The following is a 25,591-nucleotide window of genomic DNA, read 5'->3' on the forward strand; positions in this document are numbered from 1 at the left end:
CACGACCCTTAAAAACACCAAATCCCCTGCGCACCTCACGGATTCGCAGGGGATTCAGGTGTTCACACGGGAAGGGCTACATGCTCTGGTATTCCTTCACCGCACGGTCGAGCTCATCGAGCGCCTTGCCGTACTCCTCGAAGGAGCCGTTGCGTGCGCCTTCCAGGTTGCGCAGCGCGTCGTTGATGTTGTTCAGGGCCTCGTCCTTGTTACCGGCAACTGCTGGTGCTGGGGTCTCGGCCTTCTCGCCATCGGCTGGTGCTTCCTTGGCAGGCTTCGTGTTGCCCTTATCGTCGACGATGTCGATGTCCTGGGCGGCCTCAGAGTGAATGCCAACCTGCTTCAGCGCCTGGGAGATCGTCGGGGCGTAGCCAACCTGGCCGCGGTAGAACACGAGCACGCGCAGCAGCTTCGGGAAGGCGGACGCCTGGTCCTTGCGCTGCGAGTAAATCGGCTCCACGTAGAGGATCTCTCCCCCACCAACCGGCAGGGTGAGCAGGTTACCGTTCTTCAGGTCGTTGGTGCCCTGCCACAGGGTGCGGTCGCGCGCCACCTGGTCGGAGGACATCAGTGCGTCCTGCGCCTGCTTCGGGCCCTGAGTCTGCGTGTTGGTTGGCAGCACGCGGACGGTGATCTGGCCGTAGTTCTCCGGGTCGGAGGACACGGACATGTGCGCGGACAGGAACTCACGGTTCAGGCCACGGAACGGCGTAATCAGTTGGAAGGAAGGCTGGTTGGTTGCCGGGTCGCCGGCGACAACGTAGTACGGAGGCTGGTTGAGCTCCTTGCGGCCTTCCGGCGCGGTCGGGTCGTTCGGCACGGACCAGAAGGCGTCGTTGTTGAAAAACACGCCTGGGTCGTTCACGTGGTAGCGAGCCAGCAGTTCACGCTGAACCTTGAACAGGTCCTCCGGGTAACGCAGGTGGTCGCGCAGCGAATCGGAGATGTCGCTCGCCGGGCGCACGGTGCCAGGGAACGCGCCCATCCACGCTTTGAGCACCGGGTCTTCTTCGTCGAACGCGTAGAGGTCCACCGTGCCGTCGTAGGCGTCAACAGTGGCCTTGACGGAGTTGCGGATGTAGCCAACGTTGTTGTTCAGCAGGCGCTGCGTAGTCCCGTCGGGGTTTAGCGCGTCCTGCGTCGTATCCGTCAGGGATTCGCGCGTTGCGTACGGCAGCTGGGACAGCGTGGTGTAGCCGTCCACGATCCACTTAATCTTGCCGTCGATCACGGCCGGGTAGGTCTTGGAATCCGTGGTCAGCCACGGCGCGACCTTCTCAACGCGCTCGCGTGGGTCGCGGTCGTAGAGAATCTTCGACTCTGAGCCAACGCGGTCGGACAGCAGGAACTTCAGCTCCTGGTACTTCGCGGAGTACGCGATGCGGTTGACCCAGTTGCCGATGTTGACGCCACCTTCGCCCTGGTAGGTGTAGGTGGAGCTGTCAGTGTCGTACTCGACCGGCCCCTGACCGTTATCACCGACGATGGCGTAGTCCAGGCCGTCGTTCGCGGAAGCGATCACCGGGCCGTAGTAGACGCGGGGCTCGTCGACCTGGATCCCCAGCTCGTCCGCCTGGTCCTTCTCAGCAGCAATCGCGTTGGACTGCAAGTCCGAGACGGTGAAGATCGGCAGGCCACCACGGGTGGAGCCGGCGTCCTGCGCGGCCTCGTCAACACGGTTCGCCTGCGCTGCAATGAAGCCGTTGCCGTGGGTGTACACGGTGTGGCGGTTGATCCAGTCACGCTGGTTTTCGCGCAGCGCGTTCGGGTCCATCTCGCGGGCCGCGACGACGAAGTCGCGCATCTTGCCCTCAACCTCGTAGCGGTCCATCGCCAGCTGGTCGGGGAAGCCGTAGAAGTTACGCAGCTGCTGGTTCTGGGTAAAGGTCGGGGAAATGATCTCCGGGTCCAGCAGGCGAATGTTGCTGATCGTCGCGGCATCGTCCGCGACCTTGTCGTTGGAGACCTTTTCCGCGCCCCAGTTGTCCTGGTACTTCACTTGCTCGTCCGTCAGGCCGAACGCGAAGCGGGTGGCTTCAATGTTGCGGGCGATGTACTCGGATTCCTTCGACTGGCGGTTCGGCTTGACCGAGAACTGCTCCAGCAGCGCCGGCCAAACGCCACCGACTACAAGCGAGGACACGAGCATCAGCACCGCGGCCATCACAGGAACTCGGAAGTCCTTATATACAACGGACGCGAAGAACGCCGCCGCGACAAGCACCGCGATGACCGTCAGGATCATCTTGGCCGGCAGCGAGGCGTTGACCGTGGTGTAGGACGCACCGGTGAAAATGTCGTTCTGCGAGTACAGGAGGGTGTAGCGCTCCAGCCAGTAGCTGACTGCCTTGAGCACCATCCACAGGCCGGCAGTCACAGCAAGCTGCACGCGAGCGGCCGTCGAAATGTGGCCCGGCACCCCGCTGACCTTGTTACCAATGCGGATGCCGCCCAGCAGGTAGTGGCCCACCGCGCCAACGATGAAGGCGACGAGCAGCAGGAGCGAGAGGCCGTCGATAACCGCGGTGATACCCGGCAGCGCGAAGGCGTAGAACCCGAGGTCCTTGCCAAACTGCGGATCATTCACGCCGAAGGATTCTCCGTTGAACCACAGCATGAACGTGCGCCACAGGCGCTGCCCTGCCAGACCAGAGAAGATCGCGACCACGACTGGGACCCACACCAAGAGCGTGCGAACGCCCTGCTGCAGGTTCACTTTGGTCCGCGTGTCGCCGACGACGGCTTCGAAGCTCAAGGCTTCCTTCGTGCGGCCCCGCCACGCACACCACGCGGCGAGATAGGTGATCAGCGCGCCAACGGCGGCGAAAATGACAAACAACACCACTCGCGCCACAATGACGCGGTTAAAGACCCCACGGAAATCAAGCTCCCCGAACCAAAGAAAATCGGTGTAGAGACCGATCAGGATCGGGATGCAAAACAGCAATACACCGAGGACACCAATGGTGATGGCAAGTCCGGAGTTCTGTTTCTTCGCGTGGGGCTGTGGTTGGCTGAGGCGGGTGGCCAAATCCTGCTCCTTCGAAATAGTCTTAGTACGCGTATTAAGGTTCTACCTTAAAAAGTGTAACGCCTGAACTGACAGAAGGGTTCCCGTGCTCAACCAACAAGCATTAAATAAGGCCATGTCCGAAGCCGTCGAGTTCGTGCACGCGGAAGGCTGGGATCAGGGCCCGACCCTCTTCGCACTCGTGCCCTCCTCCCTGCTTGTCGACGAGCTCGCCCAACTCGAGGTTGACGACGCCACTTCGCCGCTGACCCTCGTTGTCCAGGACAACCTGCCGGAAAACATTCGCCCCGGCTCGGAGGAGCTCGCGGAGTACGTGGCACGTATCGCCTGGCCACACGCGGTGGAGGGAGCCGTGCTGGCACAGGAGATCATGTTCCGGGACACCAGCAGCGACGACCCCTCGCCGCGCCCGGCGCGCCTCTTCTCCGGTGTGTTGCGCGAGGAGGGCATCGAGCAGACGCTGCTGCAGATGCGCCTAACCGAGGAGGAGCTGGAGGAGCGCGGCCTGTTCGCCCAGGATGATATTGAGCTTCGCGGTGGGCCTAACGTGGCGCCGAATGTTATTGCTGCGTTACGCTACGGTTTGGAACAAGACCCTGATGAGCTGTCCTAAGAGGTTAAAGGAGCACAACGTGGCTACATTTTCGAACGTTTGGCGTCGGCGCGTCGGTACGCCAGCGGTGCTGGCGATGGCGCTGGTGGTAGCCACCGCGTGCGGTGGCAAGGACGAGCCATCGGAGGAACCGACCACGACGGAGGCACCAGCCTCCTCCACCGTTGAAACCACGGAGTCGCCGTCGGAGTCTGAGTCTGAGTCCGCGAAGGCTACGACGGAGGGGACGTCGACAAGCACCACGAGCACCACAAAGAAGGACGATAACGGCGTTGCTGAGGTCGCCAAGCAGTTCTCGACGCTCGCTCCGCCCGAGTTCTTCGAAAAGCTAGACAGCTGCACCCCGACCGGGCTCCCGGACGCGTTCGATTGCAGCAGCTCCGAGATGGGCCAGTTCCAGTTCATGGAGTCCGAGTCCGTCGCCACCACGAGTACGCAGGTGCTCACCGAGCTGCGCTCGAGCGAGGTCGTGGAAGACACCGGCCGTTTCGTGGTCGGCTGGTCCACGGTTGGGTCCTCCGCCGTGGTGACCGTCATTGATAATGACAAGGGCCAGATTATGAAGCAGCTGCTCACCATGGACCGCGAAGGCCCGCGCGAGCACATCTACAAGCTCGGGCTGGCGAAGCGCCCAGAGGGCGCGACCTCCCCTGCGGAGGCAACCACCTCCACCGAGTCTGACTCCTAGCTGCAGCTGTTCACCGGCTGGCCGTGGGCGAACGCGTCCATGGCCTTCACGGCGTCATCAAGCGTTTTGACTGCCGCGACCTGCATCTCCCCGCTGTCTGTGCGCATCACTTCCGCGCAGTTGCCCTCGGGCGCGAGGAAAAGCTCGGCGCCTGCGTCGCGGGCACCGGCGATCTTGTGGGAGATGCCACCGATCGGGCCGACCTCCCCCGACTCATCAATCGTGCCGGTGCCGGCCACGAACTTCCCGCCGTTGAGCAGACCCGGCGACAGCTTATCGATCACCGCCAACGAGAACATCATCCCGGCACTCGGCCCGCCCACATCGTTGAGGTTGTAGGTCACCTGCACGCCGTCGGCCGGAGCGGACGTCATCAAGATCCCCAACATGGGCACCTTCTTATCCTCCGGATTCGTGCCGAGGGTGATCTCCTCCGTGTGCGGCGTGCCGTCACGCAGCACGTCGACGCTGAGCCGGTCGCCGGGGGCGTGCTCGCGCACGATGCGCTGCACCTCCCGCGGCTGTGAGACGTCCTTCCCCCCGACCTTCGTGATGATGTCTGCCGCCTGCAGCGCACCGTTCGCGGCGCTGCCCTCCATCACCTCGTGAACCACCACCGTGGTCGGACGGCCGAGGTAGTTCATCGCGGCGATCGTCGCCGCCGACTCCGAAGCAACGAATGCCTCCTGGTTGCGCTGCTTCATCTCCTCCCGGTTCGTATTCGGAGGCATGATCTGCTCCAGCGGCACAATCGTGTCATCCGTGGTGATCCAGCGGGTCAGCGCCTGCACCAGCGTCATATTGGTACGCACGGACACCGTGGTCATGTTGAGGTTGCCCTCCGTTTCGTCGGAGTCCGCGCCCTCAATCTCTACGACGGGCACGCCCTCAACATCGCCGAGCGTGTTAAACGTCGGCCCCGGCCCCTGCGCCGCGTACGGCACGGCCAGGGAGATATCGGTGCCAGGAATATGGTCGAGGCTCAGCGCCGCGGCCAGCACCGCTAGCGGAATGGCACCCCACACAATCGTGGCGAGGCGGCGGCTGCGCGGCTGTGCCTGTGCTTGTTCTTGCTCGGCGTTCATCACGCCCACAAATCTTAGATGTTCGCCCACAGCGTTGCGATTTTCCCGCTTGCAGCCGACACAACCTGCGCACACGACTGTAGGGTGGTGCCTATGAGTAATGGATTCGGATTTACCTTCCCCAACAACGACAACGACGGTGACAACGGTGACGACGAGCGTCGCAACCAGCAGAACAACCCGTTCGCCGCGTTCGGGTTCGGGGGCAACGTTGGCGGTGGCCAAGGTGGCTTGGGCGATATTTTGAACCAGTTCGGGCAGATGCTCTCCGGCATGGGCTCGACGATGAACGCCCGCACAGAGGGCGAGTCCGTGAACTTCGAAATGGCACTGCGCATGGCACGCCAGCACGTCGGCGACAAGGCTGCGGTCTCCGCGGGGGATCGCACCGCGGTTGAGGAGTCAGTACGCCTCGCCGACCTCTGGCTTGACGACGCCACTACGCTTCCTTCCGCGAACGCCCAGCCGCGCACGTGGAACGCGGACGACTGGCTGGTTGAAACCATGCCGATGTGGAAGCGCCTGGTCAACCCCGTTGCGGAGCAGATGAACCGCGCACAGCGAGACACCATGCCCGCCGAGGCCCGCGAGATGATGGGCCCGATGGTCGGCATGATGGAGCAAATGAACGCCATGAACTTCGGCGTCAAGCTCGGCCACGCCCTCGGCGACCTTGCCGAGCAAGCCCTGACCGGCTCCGACTTCGGCCTGCCCGTCGCACCAGCAGGGGTCACAGCCATTTTGCCGAAGAACGTCACCGCCGCCGCCAAGGGCCTCGAGATCCCCGGCCAGGAGGTCCTGGTCTACATCGTGGCCCGCGAGGCTGCCCGCCAGCGCCTGTTCAAGCACGTGCCGTGGCTCGTCGAGCGCCTGGTCTCCTCCGTTGAGGAGTACGCGGCAGGCCTAGAGATCGATACCTCGCAGCTGGAGGAAATGGCTCGCGGGTTGAACCTGGAAAGCGGCGACCCGCAAGCCATCCAGGAAGCACTCCAGCAGCTTGAGGGCGCGGACCTCTCCCCGCGCGTGACCTCCCGCAACGCCTCTGCCACCGCCCGCCTAGAGACGCTGCTCGCGCTCGTCGAGGGCTGGGTCGACGTTGTCACCGACGCTTCCCTCGCGGACCGCATCCCGTCGACGCCACAGCTCGCCGAAGCATGGGCGCGCCGACGCGCAACAGGTGGCTCCGCCGAGCGCGCATTTGCGAACGTCGTCGGCATCGAGCTGGGCGCCCCGAAGGTCCGCGAGGCCGCCGAGCTGTGGCGCCGCGTCGAAAACGCCGTGGGCCAGACCCGCCGCGACCAGGTCTGGGACCACCCAGACTTCCTGCCGACCCCTGAGCACCTGTCCAACCCGGCGGCGTTCATCGATACCCTGCTGGACGATTCCTCCGACGACAACTTCGACGAAGAACTCGCGCGCTTGGAAGAGGAGCTGCGCAAGAACGACGAGGATTAGCCTTCCCCGCCGAACCGTTGGTAGGCCTCAAGGTAGCCCTTCGCGCGTTCCGCGAGGGGTGCTTTGTCTGCCCACGCCCAGAACTTCGGGCCATGCCCCGGGATGAACGTGTGCGTCAGCTCGTGCACGATCACTGCGTCGAGGACGTAGCCCGGCACGTGCTGCAGCCTGTCACTAATCCGAATCGTGCCCGTTGACGGGGTGCAGCTTCCCCACCGCTTCGTCTGGTTCGACACCCACCGTATCGAGCCCACCTTCGCCCGCCCCTCAAGCACCTGCTCGTTGAGCGCCTCCGCGCGTGCTTGAAGGTCGGCGTCGCTGACGTGCTGGTGGCGAGTCTTCCTCCGGATCTTCCGCAGCATCTCGGCCACCGCCTCGCGCTCCTCGCGCTCGCTGAACCTGGCTGGGATGCGGACTTCCACGACGCCGTCGATAAGCCGGGCCTGCACAGTGCGCGTGCGCCGCGGCGAGCGAATCACCCGATACTCAAACTCCGACTCTTGCATGCCGAAGATTGTATGCTGTACAACCGACACAGCCACAGGGGCATCAGGGGGAAGCATGTGTAACCAGTCGGATACTGTCATTCAGCTGGCCATGGGGGTACAGGTACTCAGCAGGGGCCCGCACGCGCTGCAATTCGGGCTCGACGCCACACGCAGCGGCATCATCGAAGTCAGCAACGCCCGCGCAGTCGCCGCGGCCCTCGACGCGCTGTCTACGCCGCGGCCTCTGCCCGAGGTGGTTCGCCGGCTGGCGGTTTCCATGGACGCGGATGGCGCGCGAAGCCTCATCCAGGACCTCATCGCCTACCGCGTCCTCGTCGAAGTCTCCCGCCCCGCGGTACTGCTGATCGGCACCTCCACGCTGGCCAACACGCTGGCAGAAACACTACGCACCAGCGGCATCCACGTGCGCTCCCCCGAGCCCACCCAGCCACTCTCCCGCTTCCTTTTCGACGCCCCCTCGCCTCTCCCGCTCATCATCGTCGACCAGGCGCACCGCACCCGGACGCTCGCCGCGTACACCCGACACCGCACCGGCCCCGTGATTCCGGTCCTCCAGATCGACGCCCGCGTCCTCGTCGGCCCCTACGCCGTCGGTGTCGAGGGCCCATGCCTGATCTGCCGCGAGCACTACCTCCTCGAGCGCGACCCGCAATGGACGGCGATCGCCGCCGCGGCACCCGCGGGCGTGCGCAACCCGGACCCGGTCGTGGTCCAGGCAGGCGTGGCCGCCGCAGCAACCCTGGTCCGGCGCATCTGCCAGCTGCCGGACCCGCCGGGCGTATCCGCCCCGGAACCCCGCACCGGCGACACCCTGCTTGCGGACCCGTTCAACCGCACCCCGCTGAAAACGCTTCGCCTGCAGCCGCACCCAGACTGCCCGCTGTGCTTCTAGGTGTTTGTCGCGTCTAGCGGAACTCCGCCAGCGTCTCTAACACCTCAGCGCCGTAGCGCTCCACCTTCACCGGTCCCACCCCCGACACGGCGAGCAGACCCTGTTCGTCTTCCGGCATGGTCTCCGCGATGGCGAGCAGGGTGGCGTCGGAAAACACCATGTAGGCGGGCTGCTTCGCCGCGCGCGACGTCTTGAGCCGCCAGCGCTTCAGCGCCTGGTAGACGTCCTCGTCGATGTCGGCGTCGCAATCCTGGTGCCTGCCGAGCGCCTTGTCCGCCGGGGCGAACAGCACGTTGCCGCACACTCGGCAGCGGCGCGTCTGCTTCAGCCGCTGCGGGGTGTCCTCCGCCTCAAGCTCGGGCACCAAACCGTCCAGAAAGCGCGAACGCGACCGCGACTTCCTGCCGCCCTCCTGCCTGGCCAGCGCCCACGACAACTGCAGGTGTTCCCGGGCGCGCGTCACGCCGACGTAGAAGAGCCTGCGCTCCTCCTCGATGTTCTCGTCGCCCGCCTTAATCGCGTGCGAGATCGGCAGCGTGTTTTCCACCAGCCCCACGAGGAAGACCGCATCCCACTCCAGGCCCTTCGCCGCATGCAAGCTGGCGAGCGTGACCCCGTCAATCGCCGGTGGCTGCTTCGCCTCCGCGCGCTGGCGCAACGAACGCAGCACGTCCTCCAGACTCGACGCCTCCTTCGTATGCACGATCTCCTCGATCAGGTCAACGAGCGCGCGCAGACCCTGCCAGCGCTCCCGAGCCTGGGCACCCTCCGGCTCCGTCGGCGTCAACCCGAGCGGGGCGAACGCCGCCTTGGCCACCACCACCGGGTCATCCGGCAAGTCGTGGCGCCGGGTTGCCGCCACCAGTGTCTGCAGCGCCTCGCGGATCTCACCGCGCTGGAAGAAGCCCTCCCCGCCGCGCACCTGGTAGACGATGCCCGCGTCCGCAAGTGCGGCTTCAAACGCCGCCGACTGCGCGTTAATCCGGTACAGCACCGCGATCTCCTTGGCCGGCACCCCGGAATCGATCAGACGCTGCACCGCCGCGGCAACCTCGCGGGCCTCCGTCGGTTCATCGTCGTAGGCGTGGAACGTCGGCTGCGGACCGGACTCCCGCATACCGATCAGCTCAAGCCTGGTGCCCGCGGCCCTGCCCGTCGCGCGCGAGATCACCGCGTTAGCCAGCTCCGTGATTTCGGGCGTCGAGCGGTAGTCGCGCTGCAGCTTCACCACCGTGCCGTGCTCGTAGGTGCGCGAAAAGTTCAGCAGGTAATCCGGGGTCGCACCGGTAAAGGAGTAAATCGTCTGGTTCGCGTCCCCCACCACCGTCAGGTCATCGCGCTGCCCCAGCCAGCCCTCCAGCACGCGCTGCTGCAGCGGGGTCACGTCCTGGTACTCGTCAACCACGAAGGACTGGTACTGAGAGCGGAACTCCTCCGCCACCGCGGGCGCGTTCTCCAGGGCACCCGCGACGTGCAGGAGCAGGTCGTCGAAGTCGATGAGCATGCCTTCCGGGCTCGTCTTCGCCTCCTCGTACAGCCGGTAGACCTCCGCGACCTTCTTCGGATCCGTCGGCGGAGTCCGGTTCGTATCCGCGATGCGGTCCACGTAGTCCTGCGCGCCGATCACGCTCGCCTTCGCCCACTCGATCTCCCCCAGCAGGTCGCGGACCATCTCCTTATCCGACTCCAGCCCGGCTGCGCGAGCCGCCCGCCCCACCAGCGGGAACTTGTTGTCCAGCAGCCGCCACGGCAGATCCCCCGCAATCTGCGGCCAGAAGTAGCGCAGCTGCCGCATCGCCGCCGAGTGGAACGTGCGCGCCTGCACGCCGCCAATGCCCATCGTGCGCAGACGGTCGCGCATCTCCCCTGCCGCACGCTGCGTAAACGTCACCGCCAGCACACGGTTCGGGCTCACCGTGCCCTGGTCAATCATGTGCGCGATGCGGTACGTAATCGTGCGCGTCTTACCCGTCCCGGCGCCGGCCAGGATGCACACCGGGCCACGAGGAGCGGTCGCTGCAATCCGCTGATCCTCATCCAGCAAGCTCAGATCTACAGCCACTTACGTTCCTCTCCGTTCCTCGTTGAACTCTCCACGAGCCCATTGGTCAATCATCCGCCGCGCAATCGTCCCCGGCACCGCCAGCGTGACAGTGCCCAGCTCGTCGCGGCGCAGCCAGCGCAGCTGCGTCAGCTCCCCATCCAAGGGGCCCACAGCATCAACATCACTTGTCGACGCCACCATCCCCAACATCAGCGCACCCGACAGCGCCCACGGCTGCGACCCAACATAGCGCACCGCCCCGACACGACGCCCCGTTTCCTCCCACACCTCACGCGCGAAGGCGTCCTCGATGGTCTCACCGACGTCGATGTATCCCGCAATCAGCGTGAAGTAGCCCGGGCGGCGCGCATTCTCCCCCAGCAAAATCCGCTCCCCGTCCGTCGACTGCACCACCCCGATCACCGACGGGTCAATACGCGGAAACAGCGGTTTCCCGCTCGCACCACGCGCAACGATGCCCGCCTCGCCCCAGGCGACTTCGCTGCCGTCGCGCGGGTCGAAGCGCAGCTGGCGCTGGTTACGCAGCAGACCGAACCCGCGTGCAACCAGATACTCGCTTGCGTGGCTGCGGCAAGTGCCGAAGCGCTCGCCCAATGCCTCAAGCTGCGCCTCGCTCACCAGCACCGCCCACACATCGTCGCCGACGTGCACCGTGTTCTCGGCGTGGGGTTGGGCGGAGTGGGCGTCGAAAAGTGTGGGCGTGTCATCAGCTCCAAGCACAAACCTGCCGGCGGCATCGAAGGCAATGAACCGCTTCATAGGCCGCCTACTCCGTCGGGCGCGTGCGCTCAGTCAGCGGGGTCGGCTGCGTCATCTGCACGAACAGCAGGCGGTCGCCGGGCTCAACCGTCTCGGCCTCCGGGGCGTCGATGCGGTAGAGCTCGCCGGAGCGCACCACACCCAGCACAATGTCGGCGAGGTGACGCGGGTTCGCTCCGACCTCGTCGTCCGCGATCGGGCGCTCCGCAACCGCGAAGCCCTCGTCCGGGCTGAGCAGGTCCTCCATCATCTCCACCACAGGTGGCGTGACCGTCGCGATGCCCAACAGGCGGCCCGCCGTTTCGGAAGAGACCACCACCGAGTCCGCGCCCGACTGCATCAGCAAGTGCTGATTCTCACTCTCACGGACGCTGGCAACGATCATGGCGCTCGGCGCCAACTCACGGACAGACAGCGTGACCAACACCGCGGTATCGTCCGAGGACGGCGCCACCACAACTGAGCGCGCACGCGCCACACCAGCGACCTTCAGCACGCTCGAGCGAGTGCCGTTGCCGTGGACGGTGACCAGGCCGCGCTTCTCGGCGTTCGACAGCACCACGGCGTCATCATCAACAACAACGATGTTGCCCGGGGCGGTACCGCCCGCGAGCAGCGCATCCACCGCGGACCTGCCCTTCGTGCCGTAGCCGATAACGATGGTGTGATTGCGCACTGTTCTCCTCCATTGCTGAATCTGTAGCGTCTTGCGGGAATCCTCCGTCAACACCGACAACGTCGTACCGACCAAGAGCATCAGGAATGCCACACGGCACGGCGTGATGACCAAGATATTCATCAGGCGCGCGCTTTGCGTCACCGGCGTGATATCGCCGTAGCCGGTCGTTGAGAGCGAAACCGCCGAATAGTACAGGGCGTCGATAAAGGTCAGTGGCTCGGTGTACCCCTCTTTGTCGAAGTAGACCACCGTCGCCACGGCCAACACCAACATGGCCGCGTAGCCGAAGCGCCTTGCCATCAACGCCCATGGAGTGGTGCGTTCCGCCGACGGAATCCGAACGACATCCAGCAGGGTGTGCACCGGTATTTCCGACGGATCCGCATCCGCACGGAACCGGTCACTCCATGACAACGCAAACGGCAGTTTCACTCCGCTATCCTTCCTCGCTACTACGGCGTGAAACTGTACCGGAAGTTGCGCCGTTTGCTGCATCTTCCAACAACTTCGTCAGCTGCTGCGCATCCGGAAGCTCCGTCGCGGTGAAGTCCTTTCCATCGCGGACGTAGAAGAACACGGCCTTCACTGGGCGGCCGTCGTTGGCGATTCGCTTCCACGCCTCCGTGTACACGGCAAGCTGCAGCTTCGCTGCCTCCATCGCCGCACCCACCGGGCGGTTGCCGGTCTTCCAGTCCACCACGACCCAGCCGTCGCCGTCCGCAAAGACCGCGTCCATGCGGCCACGCACCACCGCCTTGCCGAGCGCCAGTTCAAACGGGCACTCCACGTGCGTCGGCGTCTTCGACGCCCAGTGGCTGTTCTCGAAGTTGGCTTTCAGCTTCTGCAGCGTCGACGGGTCCACCTCAAACTCGCCCATGCCCGGCAGCTCGTCCTCAGTGAGCAGCGGGTGCGCACCGTAGAAATCCTCGATCCACTCGTGGAATGCGGTGCCGCGCTTCGCGTACTGGTTCGGCTTGAACGGCACCGGGCGACGTGCCCGGCGCGCGAACTGTTCCACGTCCGCCTGCATGGCCACCACGTCTGAGGCGGTCAGCTCACCAGGCAGCATGACGGGCACGTCCGGCGACTGCGCCGCCTTGTGTTCCTCAATGAGCGCGGTGGCGTCGCGCTCCCACAGCTCGTAGAGCTCGCCGGCCGCGGGCGCGATTTCGGTCTCGAGCGCGTCCCTGACCAGCTCACTCGGGCGAGTGGCCTGACTACTGGCAGCGTGCGCCGCTTCGTAGGACTGCACAGGCCACGTGCCGACGGCCACCTCCGGCTGCTGTACCGTTTTCTCCGCATCCTCGTCCTCGACCTGCTCCGGCAGCTCGAGGCCCTCGAACGCCGCGAAGTGCTCGTACGGCCCGTTCGTATTCTTTTTGCCGCCCAGAGAGATGTTCGACCCGGTAAGCAACAGCCTGTTTTCCGTACGTGTGATAGCCACGTAGAACAGGCGCGCCTGCTCCTCAGCGAGGTCCTCGCCGATGTGCTTGCGCCACGCATTGGCAGCGTTCTTAAACTGCGTGCGGTGCTCTACCTCTGCGAACTCCTCGTAGATGTCCGGGTCACCGAACGTCTCAGGCTGCAGGAATGGGATCTGGGCGAGGAAGGTCTCAATCTTTGAGCTGTAGGTGTCCTTATCCGCGTGCAACACAGCGACAGTATCCCACTCCAGGCCCTTCGCCTTGTGCACCGTCAAGATCTGCACTCGGTCCCCGCGCACGGTGACGTTGCCCGGCGCAAGCCCGTCCTCCTGCTGCTTCGCCAACTCGAAGTAGTCCAGCAGCGCTTCCACGCTCGTGCCCGGGTACTCCTCGACGTAGTGCAGCAGCTGGTCCAAGTGCACCGTGCCTGCCGACGAGCGCCGCGCCAGCACCTCAACGCGAATACCGAAGACCTCGATGATGTCCGCGAACAAGTCACTGAGCCGCTTGCCCAGCGAATTGCGCCGCAGCTGTCGCAGCCGCGACGCCAGCAGCTGCAGGCGCTTGTAGCCTTCCTCGCTGTAGCGCTCTGGCTCGCCCAGGTCCGCCACCGCGTCCGCCAGGCCCGCGGGCTTCGCCGACTGCATCTTCAGCGCCTCCGCCTCGAGTGCAAGCTGCGTCAGCTCCTCGATGAGGCGCTCCTCCGGGTCCGCGGGCACTGGCCTGGCTGCTTCCTCCTCCGCGACCGGGCCGTCCGCGCGGGCTTGCAGGTTCTTGGCACGTGCGGCGAGCGCCTCCATATCCGCTAGCCCGAGCCCGACCGACGGCCCACCCAGCACGCGCAGTGCCGCCTCAGAATCCTCGGGGCGGACCAACATCGTGGCCACAGCCAACGTGTCCTGCACCTCCGGGGTATCCAGCAGGCCGCCGAGCCCCACGATCTCATACGGCACACCACGGGCCTCAAGCGCCTGGGCGATCGGCTGCGCATGCCTGTTCTTCCTGGTCAGCACCGCGGCCGAGAGCTTACCGCCCTGCTCAAACTGCTGCTGCAGCGCGTCGGCAACGAACTCAATTTCTTCCTCCTCCCGCTGGAAGAACTGCATCTCCACGTCGCCTGCCGCAGCGTCCTTGCGTGGCTCCAGAGGCGCGACGGCACGATCTTCCCCGCTGCCAAGGATCGCGGTGGAGACCTGGTTCGCCATCTCAAGCACCTTGCTCGGGTTACGCCAGGAGATGGTGAGCTGCTTCTTCTGCGCCGGCACACCGCCCGCGGCAGGGAAATCCTCCACGAATGCCGCGAGGTTTTCCGACGTCGCCCCGCGCCAGCCGTAGATTGCCTGCATCGGGTCGCCCACCGCAGTCACCGTCAACGTGGGGTCCTGGCCCTCGCCAAACAGGCTGCGCAGCAACACTCGTTGCGAATGCGAGGTGTCCTGGTACTCGTCGAGCATGACCACGCGGTACTTCTGCCGCTGCGCAGCACCGACGGACGCGTGCTGCTCCGCGAGCGTGGCCGCAATGTTCATTTGCTCGTTGAACGTGACCACACCACGCTCACGCAGCGCCGCGTTAAGCTCCTCAACCAGCGGCAACATCAACTGGCGCTGGCGCTGCTTGTTGCGCCACCCCGTCATGGTCTTGCAGAATTCGGTTTTGCTCCGCGGCGACTTCGGTAGCGATTCCGTCTCTTTCAGGAAGATCTCCGCGGCCTCGTAAATATCGTTTGGGTCTGCCAGGGCGTTGCCCATCGCCGTGGTGAGCTTCAGTAGGTCCTCCACCACTGTGCTCATCGCGGGGGCAGGGGCACCTTCCGCGATGAGTGGTTTGTTGTAATTGCTCACGACTTCGACGGCGATCGCATGCAGCTCAGCCTGCGTAATCAGGCGCGCGTCCGGCTCTACCGGGACGAGCAGCCCGTAGTCGCGAACGAGCTCGCCCGCGTACGAGTCGTACGTAGCAACAGTCGGCGCGATAACCTCCAGGCTTTCCGCCAGCGCGCCCGAAGGATCGAGCTCCCGTACGAGCTCCCGGTGACGAGCCAACGCCTGCAGCCGGTTCCGGATCCGCTGCCCCAGCTCGCGGGCCGCCTTGCGGGTAAACGTCAAGCCGAGGACTTCCTCCGGCCGCACATACCCGTTGGCGACGAGCCATACCACGCGGTCCGCCATCGTCTTCGTCTTGCCCGCGCCAGCACCGGCCACGACCAGCATCGGCCCCGGCTCGGCACCAATCACGTCGGCCTGCTGGCTACTAGGGGGAAATGCGTCCCCGAGCGCCTGGAAGAGTTCCTGGGGTGTGAAATCAGCCATTGTAAATCATCGTCCCTTCGATCTGGACCGGGCACAGCGCGCGCACAGCGCAGTAATCGCAGTGCTTGCCCGCCTGCGCTTCGAGTTGCGGCCCTGTTGTCTTGCCGGGCAGCGGTGCAATGAGTTCGGTGAAGTACTCGAGTTCTTCCTCTTCTTTGCGCGGTTGCTCGCGCGTGGTTGCGGCGTTCGTTCCGTGCTTCGAGTACACGAGCGCCGCCCCACCAACGTCCAGGCCCTCTTGCCCATCGGTGGACGTCACAACGCGAAGATCGTCGCCCTCACCGATGAGTTGCCCATGGCTCAGCGCAAGCTGGTACGCCATAAGCTGCTCGCACTCCTTCGCGCTATCTACGGAGAGCATCGTCGAGCCAGTCTTCAGGTCAACGATGTGCACGCTGCCGCTTTCTTCCTTATCCAGCCGGTCGGCTCGCCCGCGGATATGGACGTCTTCTGCGACCTGGACGGAGATCGGCACCTCCATGCCCACAACCTCGAACTTCTTCGCGCGATTTTCCCACCACTTGTTGGTTCGCTCCAGCATCGCCTCGAAGTCGCGGACTTGGGCCTCGGCCTGCCACGCGGGGGCGTCAACAATCGCGCGGTACGTGGCCAGCGTGTGCATCCGCGCCTGCTCTTCCGGCACGCCTCGGCCGAGCGCCTCGAAGTAGGCGTGCACGATCGATCCGATCACCATCGGCATCGAGCTATCAAAACCGAGAGTGCGCTCGAGCACCGAGCTCATCGGGCACTTCAACAGCGCCTCAATCCTCGACGGCGACAGTGAACGTTGCCCTTCAACGGGCTCATCCGTCGAAGGCTCCGTGGTGGTCCACCACTGCTCCGGGTCCGCGAGCGGCACCCCGGCCTCCACCAGCCGCGCAATCTGGCGCGCGGCCTGGCGCCGGTCTGCTTCCGTACTGTGTTCCTCGTCCGCGAGTGTGCGGCGTAGCTCCCCCAGGAAATCATCGCGGGATAGTACGCGCACAACCGTGGCCTCCGCACCGTCATCCCCAGCCGCGGCGTCCTCCGCGGACAGCGTCACCAGCTGCGGGGAAATGCCGGTTTCCTCGCAGAGCTCCTCAATGAACCGGGACGGCTCGATGACCTCCTCGCCGTCAGTCTGGTCGACGGCCGTGACCAGGACGCGCTCCGTCGCGCGGGTCAACGCCACGTGGAACAGGCGACGCTCCTCCTCGAGGCGCTCGCGCAAGTGCGACACCGGGGTGGCGGGATCCACGTCGTGGTCAACCAGGTCCACCAGATCCTGCTGGCCGAAAATCGAGCCGGTCTCGCCCAGGCTCGGCCACTCGAGGTCCTGCACACCGGCAACGACAACACGGCTAAACTGCCTGCCCACCGCGCCGTGCGCGGTCAACAGCGCCACTGCGTCCGGCGTGGCCGCTCGGCGATCGCGCACACCGGTGGGCAGTTCCTGCTCCAACATGCTGTTCACGAACAGCTCGAGCCCACCCTGGGTTTTACGCTCGGTGAAGTCACCGGCGGCGTCGAACAACGCCATGACCGCATCCAGATCCCGGTCAGCCTGCGAGCCCGTCGTGCCGCCCCGAAGCGCAACCGCAGTGAGGTGATCTGCCAAACCCGTGGCGTTCCACAGCGCCCACAACACCTCCTCGACGCTGCCGTCAGCGTCGTAGACCTCCCTGGCGGCATCCAACACCTGGCGGATGCGGTGCAGCATCTGCAGCTCACGGTCAGTGAGTACCTCGCCGAAATCCGGCAGCTCTGCCTTGGAAACAACAAGGTCACGCAGCGTTTCCTCCGCACGCGCCTCTGGTTTCCAACGCCGCAGGCCGCGCAACAGGCGGCGCAGCGTCACCGGGTCCGTACCACCGATGGGCCCAAGCAGCAGGTCACGCCACTGCTCAACCGTCAGCGGTGTGTACAGCGACTGCAACCCAAGCAGCAGCGAGGCAACAATACGTTGCTCGCTGAGCACCACATCCGTCGGATTCAGGGCGACCGGCACGCCCGCGTGCAACAGCGCGCGGCGGAATGGCTGAATCATCCCTGACGAACGCACAATGACCGCCATATCCCGAAACGCGACCTCCTCCTCGAGGTGCGCGCGACGAAGTGCGTCCGCCACCGCCGCGAGCTGCGCCGTCGGCGTCTGCGCTAGCGCCACCGAGACCTCCGGCGCACGCCGCGTCTGCCCCAAGTCAATCACCGTGTGCTCAAGGCCCCCCAGCGTGGCAAAGAACTCCGGGCTTGCCCCGCGGAACTGGTAGACGGACTGATCCAAGTCACCACCCACAACCCCGAGTGTGGCCCCCTGCAGCAGGCGCTGCACGAACTTTGCCGCCGCGGGCGAGAGATGCTGGGCGTCGTCCACAATCACGGTGTGCCACGTCCGTCCCAACGGCACGTCGAGCGCCCTGGCAATCAGCTCGGATGCCGAGTAACGCACCGTCCCGGTCAGCGCCATGACCTGCTGGTATTCCTCCAAAAAGTCGCCGGCCGCGCTCCAAATCCCCTGCCCGTAGCGGGCTCCGAGCACCTTGAGCTGCTCAGCGTCCAGCCCGCGCTCGATCGCGCGCAGCAAAAAGTCACGCAGCTGGCGCGCAAAGCCCACCATCGGCAATGCCGGGCGCAGCTCCGCAGGCCAGCTCCCCCGGCCATCCTCAACATGCCCCTGCAGCAATTGGCGGATGACCGCGTCCTGCTCCGCGCCAGAAATCAGGCGCAGCTGTTCCTGCTGCTCCCGCAGCACGGCAAACGCCAGGGAATGCACAGAGCGCACCATCGGGCCGTCGGCAACAAAGTCAGTATCAGCGAGCCGCTCCGAAATCTCCGCCCTGATCCGCGCGGCGGACTCCTTCGAATCCGTCAAGAACAAGACGCCCTCCGCGTCCGACTGCCGCTTCGCCGACGCCACAAACGTATCGATGAGAAAGCTGGTCACCCCCGAACCCGCCTGGCCGGTTACCTTCCATAACCCCTCGGTGGGAAGTGGCTGCGACCACGTTCTATCGTGCGCTTGGTGTTCGCGCGGGACTAAAAACGCGCGGGGTGTGGTGGACTGCTGGTCATTCATGCCCACCATTGTGGCATGTTAGCGGGACATAAGGAGCTCGGAAACCTCCGAAAATTTCGAACGCGCGTTCGCATTCTGGAACGTTCCGTCGTGCTGCGCCATCCGCATCCGGAAATCCAACGCGCGCCCCGCCAGGAACACAAGGTCCGGAATGTGGGACCAGCGCTCGACGATTCGCGGATCGACAGCCCCGGCGAGCAGGGCGTCGACAATTACGACGGCAGCCGAATACCCCCTCGGGCGAAGCCGCGCCGAAGGTACAAGATCCGTCAGCACGGGCGCGGCGTAGCCCGAAAACAGCGTGTGGGAGAGCACATCCACGTGCGCCACACACAGCCCCTCAGCACTGGCATCCTCGTGCCCCTTCCACGCGCCGCGATCCGCCTCTGCGATCACGTCAGAGCTATCGCGTTCGGGCAGCTCCTGCACCACCTCGGCCTGCTGCAGCGCGCGCTCCAGCGCAAGCGCCGCCGCCACGGCCTCATCCACGCGGGCCGCCGGCGCACCCGGCGAGAACTCGTTGGCCACGAAGCCAGCCACCACGAAGCGCCCGTCCGTCGCACGCACCGGACGCGCAACGTGCACCCCCTCAAGGTGGTCAGCGATGCGCTCACGCACCTTGCCCGACCACGCCGCCGTCGGCGCAGCCTGCGAAATCACAATGCGCCCAAATTTCTTCGCCTCACCCCAGGCAGCATCAGGTGTCGACGCCGCCTCCCCATCAACCTGAAACGCCGACAACACATGCTCGGGAATAGTCACAGCGCAGCTCGCCTTCCTCTCGTCGCCTGTTTATAACTACAACAACTACAGCACTTACAACACTGCCGGGCGCGGGTACGGCCACGGGTTCGACCTGCAGGTGTCCTGGTTATCCGGGTACACCTCTTCCTTATCAAAGGAGTACAGCTGCGCATTGTTCAAGCTCAGCGTCTGCTGCATCATCACCGGCGCCAGCACGCCATTTTCCGGGCACGGCTCGTGGTGCGCGAAGCCGAGCGCATGGCCAACCTCGTGATTGATCAGGTACTGGCGGTAGCGGCCCAGATCCCCCTCGTAGGGCGCAGCACCCCGGACCCAGCGGGCCTCGTTCAAAATGACCGTGTCCTCACCGGTCACGCGGGTGCGGCAGCTGGTCTCCATTTCAAGGTGCACGCCGCACAGCTCCCGCGTTGTCGCCGCGGACGCGAGCCGAATCTTCAGCGATGGCTCATCGGCCGCCGTGACGTGTTCAAACCGGAAGCGCGGGTCGTTGGTCCAGCCACGGGGGTCGCTCAAGGTGGCGTCGACAAGCGCGGCGACAGCCTCATTGCCCCCGTACAGTGCCGTGTCGAGCCCATGCTCCACCTCAACAACAAAGCGGACCGTGAGCTCATCCCCCTTGCCAGCCTGCATCCCAGGGTGGCCAACCTCGTAGAAGGTGCCCTCGCCAGTCTCCGTGAACGGACCTCCCGGCGGCAACTGCAGTACGTCCTGTTGGCCCTCCGGCAGCACACTCACCGTGCGCGAGGCTTCGTCACCGTCAGGCTGCTCGACCGCGCTGTCACCAGCGCTTCCCGCAAACACCTCCCCGTCGGGGTTTTGCAGCATGTTCACAATCACGAACACCGTCAGCACAGCCAACACCGGAATCGCGTAGGCGCGCCACCCGTACTCGCGGGCGAAGCGCACAAGCCGACCCTCCGCTTCCGGGTCTACCGCGGTGAACTCACCGTCGTCCTCAAAGTCCCAATCCTCGAAAACGTCGGTGTCGTGATTGTTCTTCATGGTCGTAAATGTAGCGGGTTTTAACGCATGAACCCAACGGAACGAGCCTGCGCAGAGCCAAGCTCAACGTACGCAATCTTCTCGGTGCGCACCAAGTACTTCTTACCCTTGTCATCCTCCAGCGTCACCGTCGGGGTCTGATCCTCAATCGCCTGCTTCACCGTATTGAGCACATTCTCGTGCCCCTCAGCAATCGCGATGGAGAGCTCACGTGCGGTGTCTGCAAGACCGATCTTGATATCCATATGTTCGTTTCCGTCCTTATCGTTGTTCATCTTTGCTCATCTTCACGGATGTCAATCCATTGTAACGGCCTACAGCTAAGATGAGGGCGTGTCCAAATCAGCTGCTAGAGAACAGTCACCCGATTTTCATGAGCTAGGGGTCGCCGCCGAACTCATCGATGCCCTCGAGGAGCTCGATATCCATCGCACATTTTCCATCCAGGAACTTGCGATCCCCCTCGCGCTCGACGGCCGCGACATCATCGGCCAAGCCCGCACGGGAATGGGCAAAACCTACGGCTTCGGCATCCCGTTGCTCGACCGAGTATTTGACGACGCCACCATCGCCGAACTCGACGGCACACCCCGCGCCCTCGTGGTCGTCCCCACCCGCGAGCTCGCCGTGCAGGTCGGCGACGACCTGGAGCGGGCAGCGAAGTACACCCCGGTGCGCGTCGCCACCATCTACGGCGGGCGGCCCTACCAGGAACAGATCGTCGCGCTGCACAAGGGCGTCGACGTCGTCGTGGGCACGCCCGGCCGCCTCATCGACCTCTACCACCAGGGCGAACTGCAGCTCAGCCACGTGGCGATCCTCGTCCTCGACGAAGCCGACGAGATGCTCGACATGGGCTTTTTGCCCGACATCGAAACGCTGTGGTCCGCCCTACCTGACCAACTGCAAACGATGCTGTTCTCCGCGACCATGCCCGGCCAGATCCTGCAGCTGGCGCGCTCCAAGATGAACACGCCGATCCACATCCGCGCCGAGCAAGGCGAGGAAGCCGCCTCCACCCACGAAAGCACCAACCAGGTCGTGTTCTACGCCCACCACATGGACAAACCCGAGGTGCTCGCGCGCGTCCTGCAGGCCAACGGCCGCGGCAAAACCATCATCTTTACCCGCACGAAGCGCTCCGCCGCGCGCGTCGCCGACGACCTCGGCCAGCGCGGCTTCTCCGTCGGCGCCGTCCACGGCGACCTTGGACAAGGTGCGCGCGAGGCCTCCCTGAACGCCTTCCGCGAAGGGGACGTCGAAATCCTTGTCGCCACCGATGTTGCAGCGCGCGGCATCGACGTCGACGACGTCACCCACGTGATCAACTACCAAGTCCCCGACGACCCAATGACCTACGTCCACCGCATCGGCCGCACCGGGCGCGCAGGCCACTCCGGCACCGCCGTGACCATGGCCGACCTCGACGAAACAGCGAAATGGGAAGCAATCAACGAGGAACTTTCCCTCGACAAGCCCCAGCCCCCAACGTGGTTTTCCACCTCCGAAGAGCTCTTCGAGGCCCTGGACATTCCGGACTCGGCTTTATCCACGGTGGGCAAACCGCGTAAAGTGCTCGGAGCACGCCCGCAACGCTCGGGCGAGAGAACACCCTCCACGAGACGTGGAACGAACCGCTCAGGAAGGAAACGGCGTTGAGTCAGCCCCTACGTCGCACCCGCAACGACTTGATCGCTACCGCAGTCATCACCGCGATCGCAATCATCCTCCTTGCCATCGCGTTTTTCACCGCACCGATCCGCAGCTCTCACCTGGAACCGGCGGCGGAGGAATATGAGAACGCGGGACGCCTCGCCGTCGTCCCCTCGAAGGTCGAGGAAGCCTTCCGCCTTCCGGACACCTCCCCCGGCGTCCAACCCGTGATCGCTGCAGGCATGATCATCACCTACAACGACGGCACCATCACCGCCACCACGCCGGCCGGCGACACCGCCTGGACCTACACACGCCCGAACGATCTATGCCTGCTCGGTCATGCGTGGGACAAGGTCGTCGCCGCATACCGCGACAATGCTGGCTGTGGGGACGTCGTCACGATTAACGCGCTCACCGGCGAGTACGCAGGCACACGCTCCGCCATCGCACCCGAGGTGATCACACGTGTGCAGTCCAACGACCGCGTCGGCTACGTCAGCTCCCACCGCGTCGAGCTGTGGCGCTCCGACATGGTCAAGACCGTCGAGTACGGCTACAACGAGGCCCCACAGGAGCCGGACATGCAGCCCGAGTCCTGCACCATCAACTCCGCGCTGACCCGCACCGACATTATGGCGACCACGGAGTACTGCGACGACGGCCCCAAGCTCAAGTTCCAGAACACCACTCCCGAGGACTCCCGTGAGCCCGAGATGTACGAAAGCGTCGACATCTCCGAGAACGCCTACCTCGTCGCGGTGTCCCAGGACGCGGCCGCGATCTACGACCCGGACAGCCACAAAGTCCGCACCTACGACAAGGACGGCAACGACCTCGCCGCCTCCGAAATCCCGCCACTGGACGGCCCGCAGAAGATCGACCAAATTGTCGACGTCCTCCCCGTCGCCGACCTGCCCCACCACATGACGTACCACGAAGGCGACACCCTGCTGCTCATGGAACCCTCCCGCCTGAGTGTTACCGGCGTGTTCCAGGGCGCGCTTGGCACCGGCTTCCCAGCCGGCGAGCGCCTGCTCTACGCCTCCGACACCGGCATCGCCGTCGCCAACTGGGACGACAACAAGGTGGAGAAGATCATCCCCGTCGATCGTGGCGGATACACCGGCCCCGTTTACATCGACTCCGCCGGCACCACGATCGTAGAAAAGCGCGGCGAGGAGATCGTCGTGCTCAACACGAACCTCTCCTAACGCCGCGCAGCACCCCGATCCCCCGCGCCCGTCGCCTGGTAGCTTTGGTAGCTCTGCTAGCGGCGGGCCTTTTTCAGTTCGTACATCGCCTCTTGGTAGGCCGCTGACGCCGGGTGGAACACCGTAATCAACACGAGCACCGCCGGCAGCGCCGTCGCCGCACTGAGTAGGTGCGCGCCCCCGAGGAACATATAAAACGCCACACCGAGCAGGATCGCCTCGATGAGCACGATCGCGCCCGAGCCCCTTGGCCGCCCCTGTAGCGTCGAGATAGCCACAAACGCAACAAAACCGAAGACGATGGCAAGGAACACCGCCGTGCCCAACGCCACGTAATGGCTTGCTTCCGCGCTCGATTCAATGCTGCTATCGCTAATGCCTTCAATCTGGGCGTAGATCAGCATGATGATGTAGCCGAGCATCGCCAAGCACTGCAGCAACACGACGACCGCCCCGAACCGCAGCATGCCCGGAACGCCAGTGTGGTCCAATGAGTTTTCTTTGCTGTTCACACAACGGAGTCTAATGATCAGGGCCAGATTCCGACACCAGTTGCGGTGCAGACGATTGCCGATTTGACCTTAGCGAACACATATGTCAGCTAATTATTTTCTTATATATGCAGCTCAAGAGCGTACAGCTCATTGGTTCCACGTTTTTGCCGTGCGTTATGAGCGGTAACCATGAATACAATTCTTATGATTCCAGTCACATTTTTGGCCAGAACCCTAGCGGAACGGCGAAATACATGCCATCATTTTCGAGTAGCAAAAATTACGGGCTGGTGTCACAGCCCTTAACCCTAAGTCACCACAGGGTTAACGCCAGGTCTGGAAGTGGAGTCCCGCACAATGCGGAGCACTCGCCCGGGCAATGGAATCAAACTTAGTTTGCAACACGCCCCAAAAGGGTTGTGAATGTGGTGCGCAAAAAATACATAGTCACGACACATTCTGAACTTGAAGGAGTACTTATTATGGATTGGCGCCACGAAGCCGTTTGCCGCGACGAGGACCCAGAACTCTTCTTCCCTGTCGGCAACTCCGGCCCTGCACTCGCTCAGATCGCCGAAGCCAAGCTTGTTTGCAACCGCTGCCCAGTCACTTCCCACTGCATGAAGTGGGCACTGGAGACCGGCCAAGACGCCGGCGTCTGGGGTGGCCTTTCTGAGGAAGAGCGTCGCGCACTGAAGCGCCGCAACAAGGCCCGCGCGCGCAACCGCGCACGCCTGTCGGCCTAAGCTCTACGGCTTTTGCCGGTGCCTCTCACAGAATTTCCTCGGGGGATTTCACCGCACTGCGGCAACAACGATAAACTGAATACTTCGTAACTAGGTTTGCACCTAATTCATCGCATTTTAAAGGAGGCACCATGAGCAAGCGTGGCCGTAAGCGTAAGGACCGTCGCAAGAAGAGCGCGAACCGCGGTAAGCGTCCAAACGCATAAGAACGCGAACACTCCCCATCGGCAAGGACCATGAGTCCACGCCGGTGGGGAGTTTTTCGTGCCATGAGCTCGTGTTGCTAGCTGCAGTAGTTGCCTGTGTGTTGGCTGGGCACCACATTCCTATCACGGGCACGCGCGACCAGGGGATTCCGATTGCCAGCCAGAGCAAAACCCGGAATCTGGTGCGCCGCCCTCACACCTCCCCACGCTCCTGAAAAATAGTTCCCACCCCCGGGAACTATCTCGTTCTTCAGCCCCACTCCGGTCGACCAACACCTATGTTTCCCCAGCTCACGACGAGTGACCATAAAGATCGTTCCCGGCACCACAGACCTGCAGGGAACAATCCCAACCCCCAACCACAACGAAAAGGGCCCATGCCACCAGGAACACTCCCGGTATCACAAGCCCCACGGCCCACTACCCTTTGTTTAGAAGTGCAGACCACCAGACATCGCAGCAGCAACACCACCACCAATTAACAGCAGCAGCACCACAATCGGAGCAACAATCGCCGCGATATTCGTCTCACCAGCAGGCGCACCACTTACATCACCAGCACTCGGTGCTGGACGCTGCGTGGTCAACTGCGAAGACTCATGCTTACCAGCCTTCGCCGTCGTCGTCGGCGCAGTCTGCGCATTGTGCTGCGGTTTACGCGGCGCACCAGCCATCGCATCACCATCAACATCAGCATCCATGACCGCGGCAACATCAAACCGGCCAGCAAACGCCTGCGAACCATCCTCATTGACCACACGCACATCCAACGGCAACGACGATGTCTTGACCACACCCACCGTCACCGGCAACTCCACCGTCGCCTCTCCTTGACCAGCAACCGTGACAACCTGCTCGGCCTTCCCAGACGGGTAGACAACCTCAACACGCATCCGGGCCGCATCCAACCCAGGATTTGCAACCTTCAAGCTCACCGTATTCTC

At 64.1% G+C, this 25,591-nt stretch carries 21 protein-coding genes; 8 read left to right on the forward strand and 13 right to left on the reverse strand.

The genetic code is table 11. The features are described 5' to 3' along the window. Positions 1–76 precede the first annotated feature (76 nt). Positions 77–2,971, reverse strand: coding sequence for a UPF0182 family protein (locus KBX14_RS06440; protein WP_370687073.1), 2,895 nt, complete (start codon positions 2,969–2,971; stop codon positions 77–79). 175 nt (positions 2,972–3,146) lie between these two features. Between KBX14_RS06440 and KBX14_RS06445 the strand changes: the two genes are divergently transcribed. Together KBX14_RS06445 and KBX14_RS06450 are read left to right on the forward strand one after the other, a co-directional pair. Beyond that, a complete protein-coding gene (locus tag KBX14_RS06445) occupies positions 3,147–3,644 on the forward strand; it encodes a PPA1309 family protein (protein ID WP_256042134.1) in 498 nt (165 codons plus the stop codon). Between the two features lie 19 nt (positions 3,645–3,663). Then, positions 3,664–4,332, forward strand: coding sequence for a hypothetical protein (locus KBX14_RS06450; RefSeq protein ID WP_256042121.1), 669 nt, complete (start codon positions 3,664–3,666; stop codon positions 4,330–4,332). Here KBX14_RS06450 and KBX14_RS06455 read toward each other — a convergent pair. Beyond that, positions 4,329–5,417 (reverse strand): PDZ domain-containing protein, encoded by a 1,089-nt coding sequence (locus KBX14_RS06455; protein ID WP_256042135.1) that lies wholly within the window; start codon positions 5,415–5,417, stop codon positions 4,329–4,331. The two genes, KBX14_RS06450 and KBX14_RS06455, sit on opposite strands and share 4 nt — an antisense overlap. Positions 5,418–5,510: 93 nt before the next feature. On the opposite strand from KBX14_RS06455, the gene KBX14_RS06460 reads away from it, so the two are divergent. Next, complete coding sequence (locus KBX14_RS06460; RefSeq protein ID WP_256042122.1) at positions 5,511–6,872, forward strand: zinc-dependent metalloprotease; 1,362 nt, start codon at positions 5,511–5,513, stop codon at positions 6,870–6,872. On the opposite strand, the gene KBX14_RS06465 is transcribed toward KBX14_RS06460, so the two are convergent. After that, positions 6,869–7,378 carry a M48 family metallopeptidase gene (locus KBX14_RS06465; protein WP_256042123.1) on the reverse strand — a complete coding sequence of 170 codons (510 nt, stop codon included), beginning with the start codon at positions 7,376–7,378 and terminating at the stop codon, positions 6,869–6,871. The two genes, KBX14_RS06460 and KBX14_RS06465, sit on opposite strands and share 4 nt — an antisense overlap. Positions 7,379–7,433: 55 nt before the next feature. On the opposite strand from KBX14_RS06465, the gene KBX14_RS06470 reads away from it, so the two are divergent. Beyond that, the gene (locus tag KBX14_RS06470) at positions 7,434–8,273 is read left to right on the forward strand and encodes a hypothetical protein (RefSeq protein WP_256042124.1); all 840 of its coding nucleotides are present in this window, start codon (positions 7,434–7,436) and stop codon (positions 8,271–8,273) included. 13 nt (positions 8,274–8,286) lie between these two features. Here the strand turns inward: KBX14_RS06470 and KBX14_RS06475 are convergent, their stop codons facing one another. The 8 genes from KBX14_RS06475 to KBX14_RS06510 are packed head-to-tail and all read right to left on the reverse strand — an operon-like array spanning position 8,287 to position 20,609. Further along, complete coding sequence (locus KBX14_RS06475) at positions 8,287–10,335, reverse strand: ATP-dependent DNA helicase UvrD2 (RefSeq protein ID WP_256042125.1); 2,049 nt, start codon at positions 10,333–10,335, stop codon at positions 8,287–8,289. After that, entirely contained in the window at positions 10,336–11,097 is a 762-nt protein-coding gene (locus KBX14_RS06480) for an NAD(+) diphosphatase (RefSeq protein ID WP_256042126.1), read from the reverse strand. It abuts the gene before it with no gap. A 7-nt stretch (positions 11,098–11,104) separates the two neighbouring features. Continuing rightward, positions 11,105–12,202 carry a TrkA family potassium uptake protein gene (locus tag KBX14_RS06485; protein ID WP_176754828.1) on the reverse strand — a complete coding sequence of 366 codons (1,098 nt, stop codon included), beginning with the start codon at positions 12,200–12,202 and terminating at the stop codon, positions 11,105–11,107. Between the two features lie 10 nt (positions 12,203–12,212). Then, positions 12,213–15,512 carry an ATP-dependent helicase gene (locus tag KBX14_RS06490; RefSeq protein ID WP_256042127.1) on the reverse strand — a complete coding sequence of 1,100 codons (3,300 nt, stop codon included), beginning with the start codon at positions 15,510–15,512 and terminating at the stop codon, positions 12,213–12,215. Beyond that, positions 15,505–18,567 carry an ATP-dependent DNA helicase gene (locus KBX14_RS06495; RefSeq protein WP_256042128.1) on the reverse strand — a complete coding sequence of 1,021 codons (3,063 nt, stop codon included), beginning with the start codon at positions 18,565–18,567 and terminating at the stop codon, positions 15,505–15,507. The genes KBX14_RS06490 and KBX14_RS06495 overlap by 8 nt, the downstream gene beginning before the upstream one ends. A gap of 18 nt (positions 18,568–18,585) precedes the next feature. Continuing rightward, a complete protein-coding gene (locus KBX14_RS06500) occupies positions 18,586–19,329 on the reverse strand; it encodes a hypothetical protein (protein WP_256042129.1) in 744 nt (247 codons plus the stop codon). A gap of 54 nt (positions 19,330–19,383) precedes the next feature. Then, positions 19,384–20,334 (reverse strand): DUF3152 domain-containing protein, encoded by a 951-nt coding sequence (locus tag KBX14_RS06505; protein WP_083329465.1) that lies wholly within the window; start codon positions 20,332–20,334, stop codon positions 19,384–19,386. Positions 20,335–20,354: 20 nt separating this feature from the next. Beyond that, the gene (locus KBX14_RS06510) at positions 20,355–20,609 is read right to left on the reverse strand and encodes a DUF3107 domain-containing protein (RefSeq protein WP_240492734.1); all 255 of its coding nucleotides are present in this window, start codon (positions 20,607–20,609) and stop codon (positions 20,355–20,357) included. Positions 20,610–20,667: 58 nt separating this feature from the next. Here KBX14_RS06510 and KBX14_RS06515 point away from each other — a divergent pair, with 58 nt between their 5' ends. Both KBX14_RS06515 and KBX14_RS06520 read left to right on the forward strand, forming a co-directional pair. Continuing rightward, on the forward strand, positions 20,668–21,993 hold the full coding sequence (locus KBX14_RS06515; RefSeq protein WP_256042130.1) for a DEAD/DEAH box helicase: 1,326 nt from the start codon (positions 20,668–20,670) through the stop codon (positions 21,991–21,993). Continuing rightward, positions 21,990–23,201, forward strand: coding sequence for a hypothetical protein (locus KBX14_RS06520; RefSeq protein WP_256042131.1), 1,212 nt, complete (start codon positions 21,990–21,992; stop codon positions 23,199–23,201). Before KBX14_RS06515 ends, KBX14_RS06520 begins: the two co-directional genes overlap by 4 nt. A 56-nt stretch (positions 23,202–23,257) precedes the next feature. On the opposite strand, the gene KBX14_RS06525 is transcribed toward KBX14_RS06520, so the two are convergent. Next, complete coding sequence (locus KBX14_RS06525) at positions 23,258–23,713, reverse strand: hypothetical protein (protein WP_256042132.1); 456 nt, start codon at positions 23,711–23,713, stop codon at positions 23,258–23,260. A 464-nt stretch (positions 23,714–24,177) separates the two neighbouring features. Here KBX14_RS06525 and KBX14_RS06530 point away from each other — a divergent pair, with 464 nt between their 5' ends. After that, positions 24,178–24,441 carry a WhiB family transcriptional regulator gene (locus KBX14_RS06530; protein ID WP_070362936.1) on the forward strand — a complete coding sequence of 88 codons (264 nt, stop codon included), beginning with the start codon at positions 24,178–24,180 and terminating at the stop codon, positions 24,439–24,441. Positions 24,442–24,572: 131 nt separating this feature from the next. Continuing rightward, positions 24,573–24,647, forward strand: coding sequence for a 50S ribosomal protein bL37 (locus KBX14_RS11325; protein WP_100227335.1), 75 nt, complete (start codon positions 24,573–24,575; stop codon positions 24,645–24,647). Positions 24,648–25,078: 431 nt separating this feature from the next. Here the strand turns inward: KBX14_RS11325 and KBX14_RS06535 are convergent. Then, the coding region (locus KBX14_RS06535; protein ID WP_256042133.1) for a hypothetical protein at positions 25,079–25,591 on the reverse strand (513 nt) is incomplete at its 5' end.

The sequence above is a fragment of the Corynebacterium sp. CCUG 61414 genome (assembly GCF_024453945.1).
GTDB classification, from domain to species: domain Bacteria; phylum Actinomycetota; class Actinomycetes; order Mycobacteriales; family Mycobacteriaceae; genus Corynebacterium; species Corynebacterium pseudogenitalium.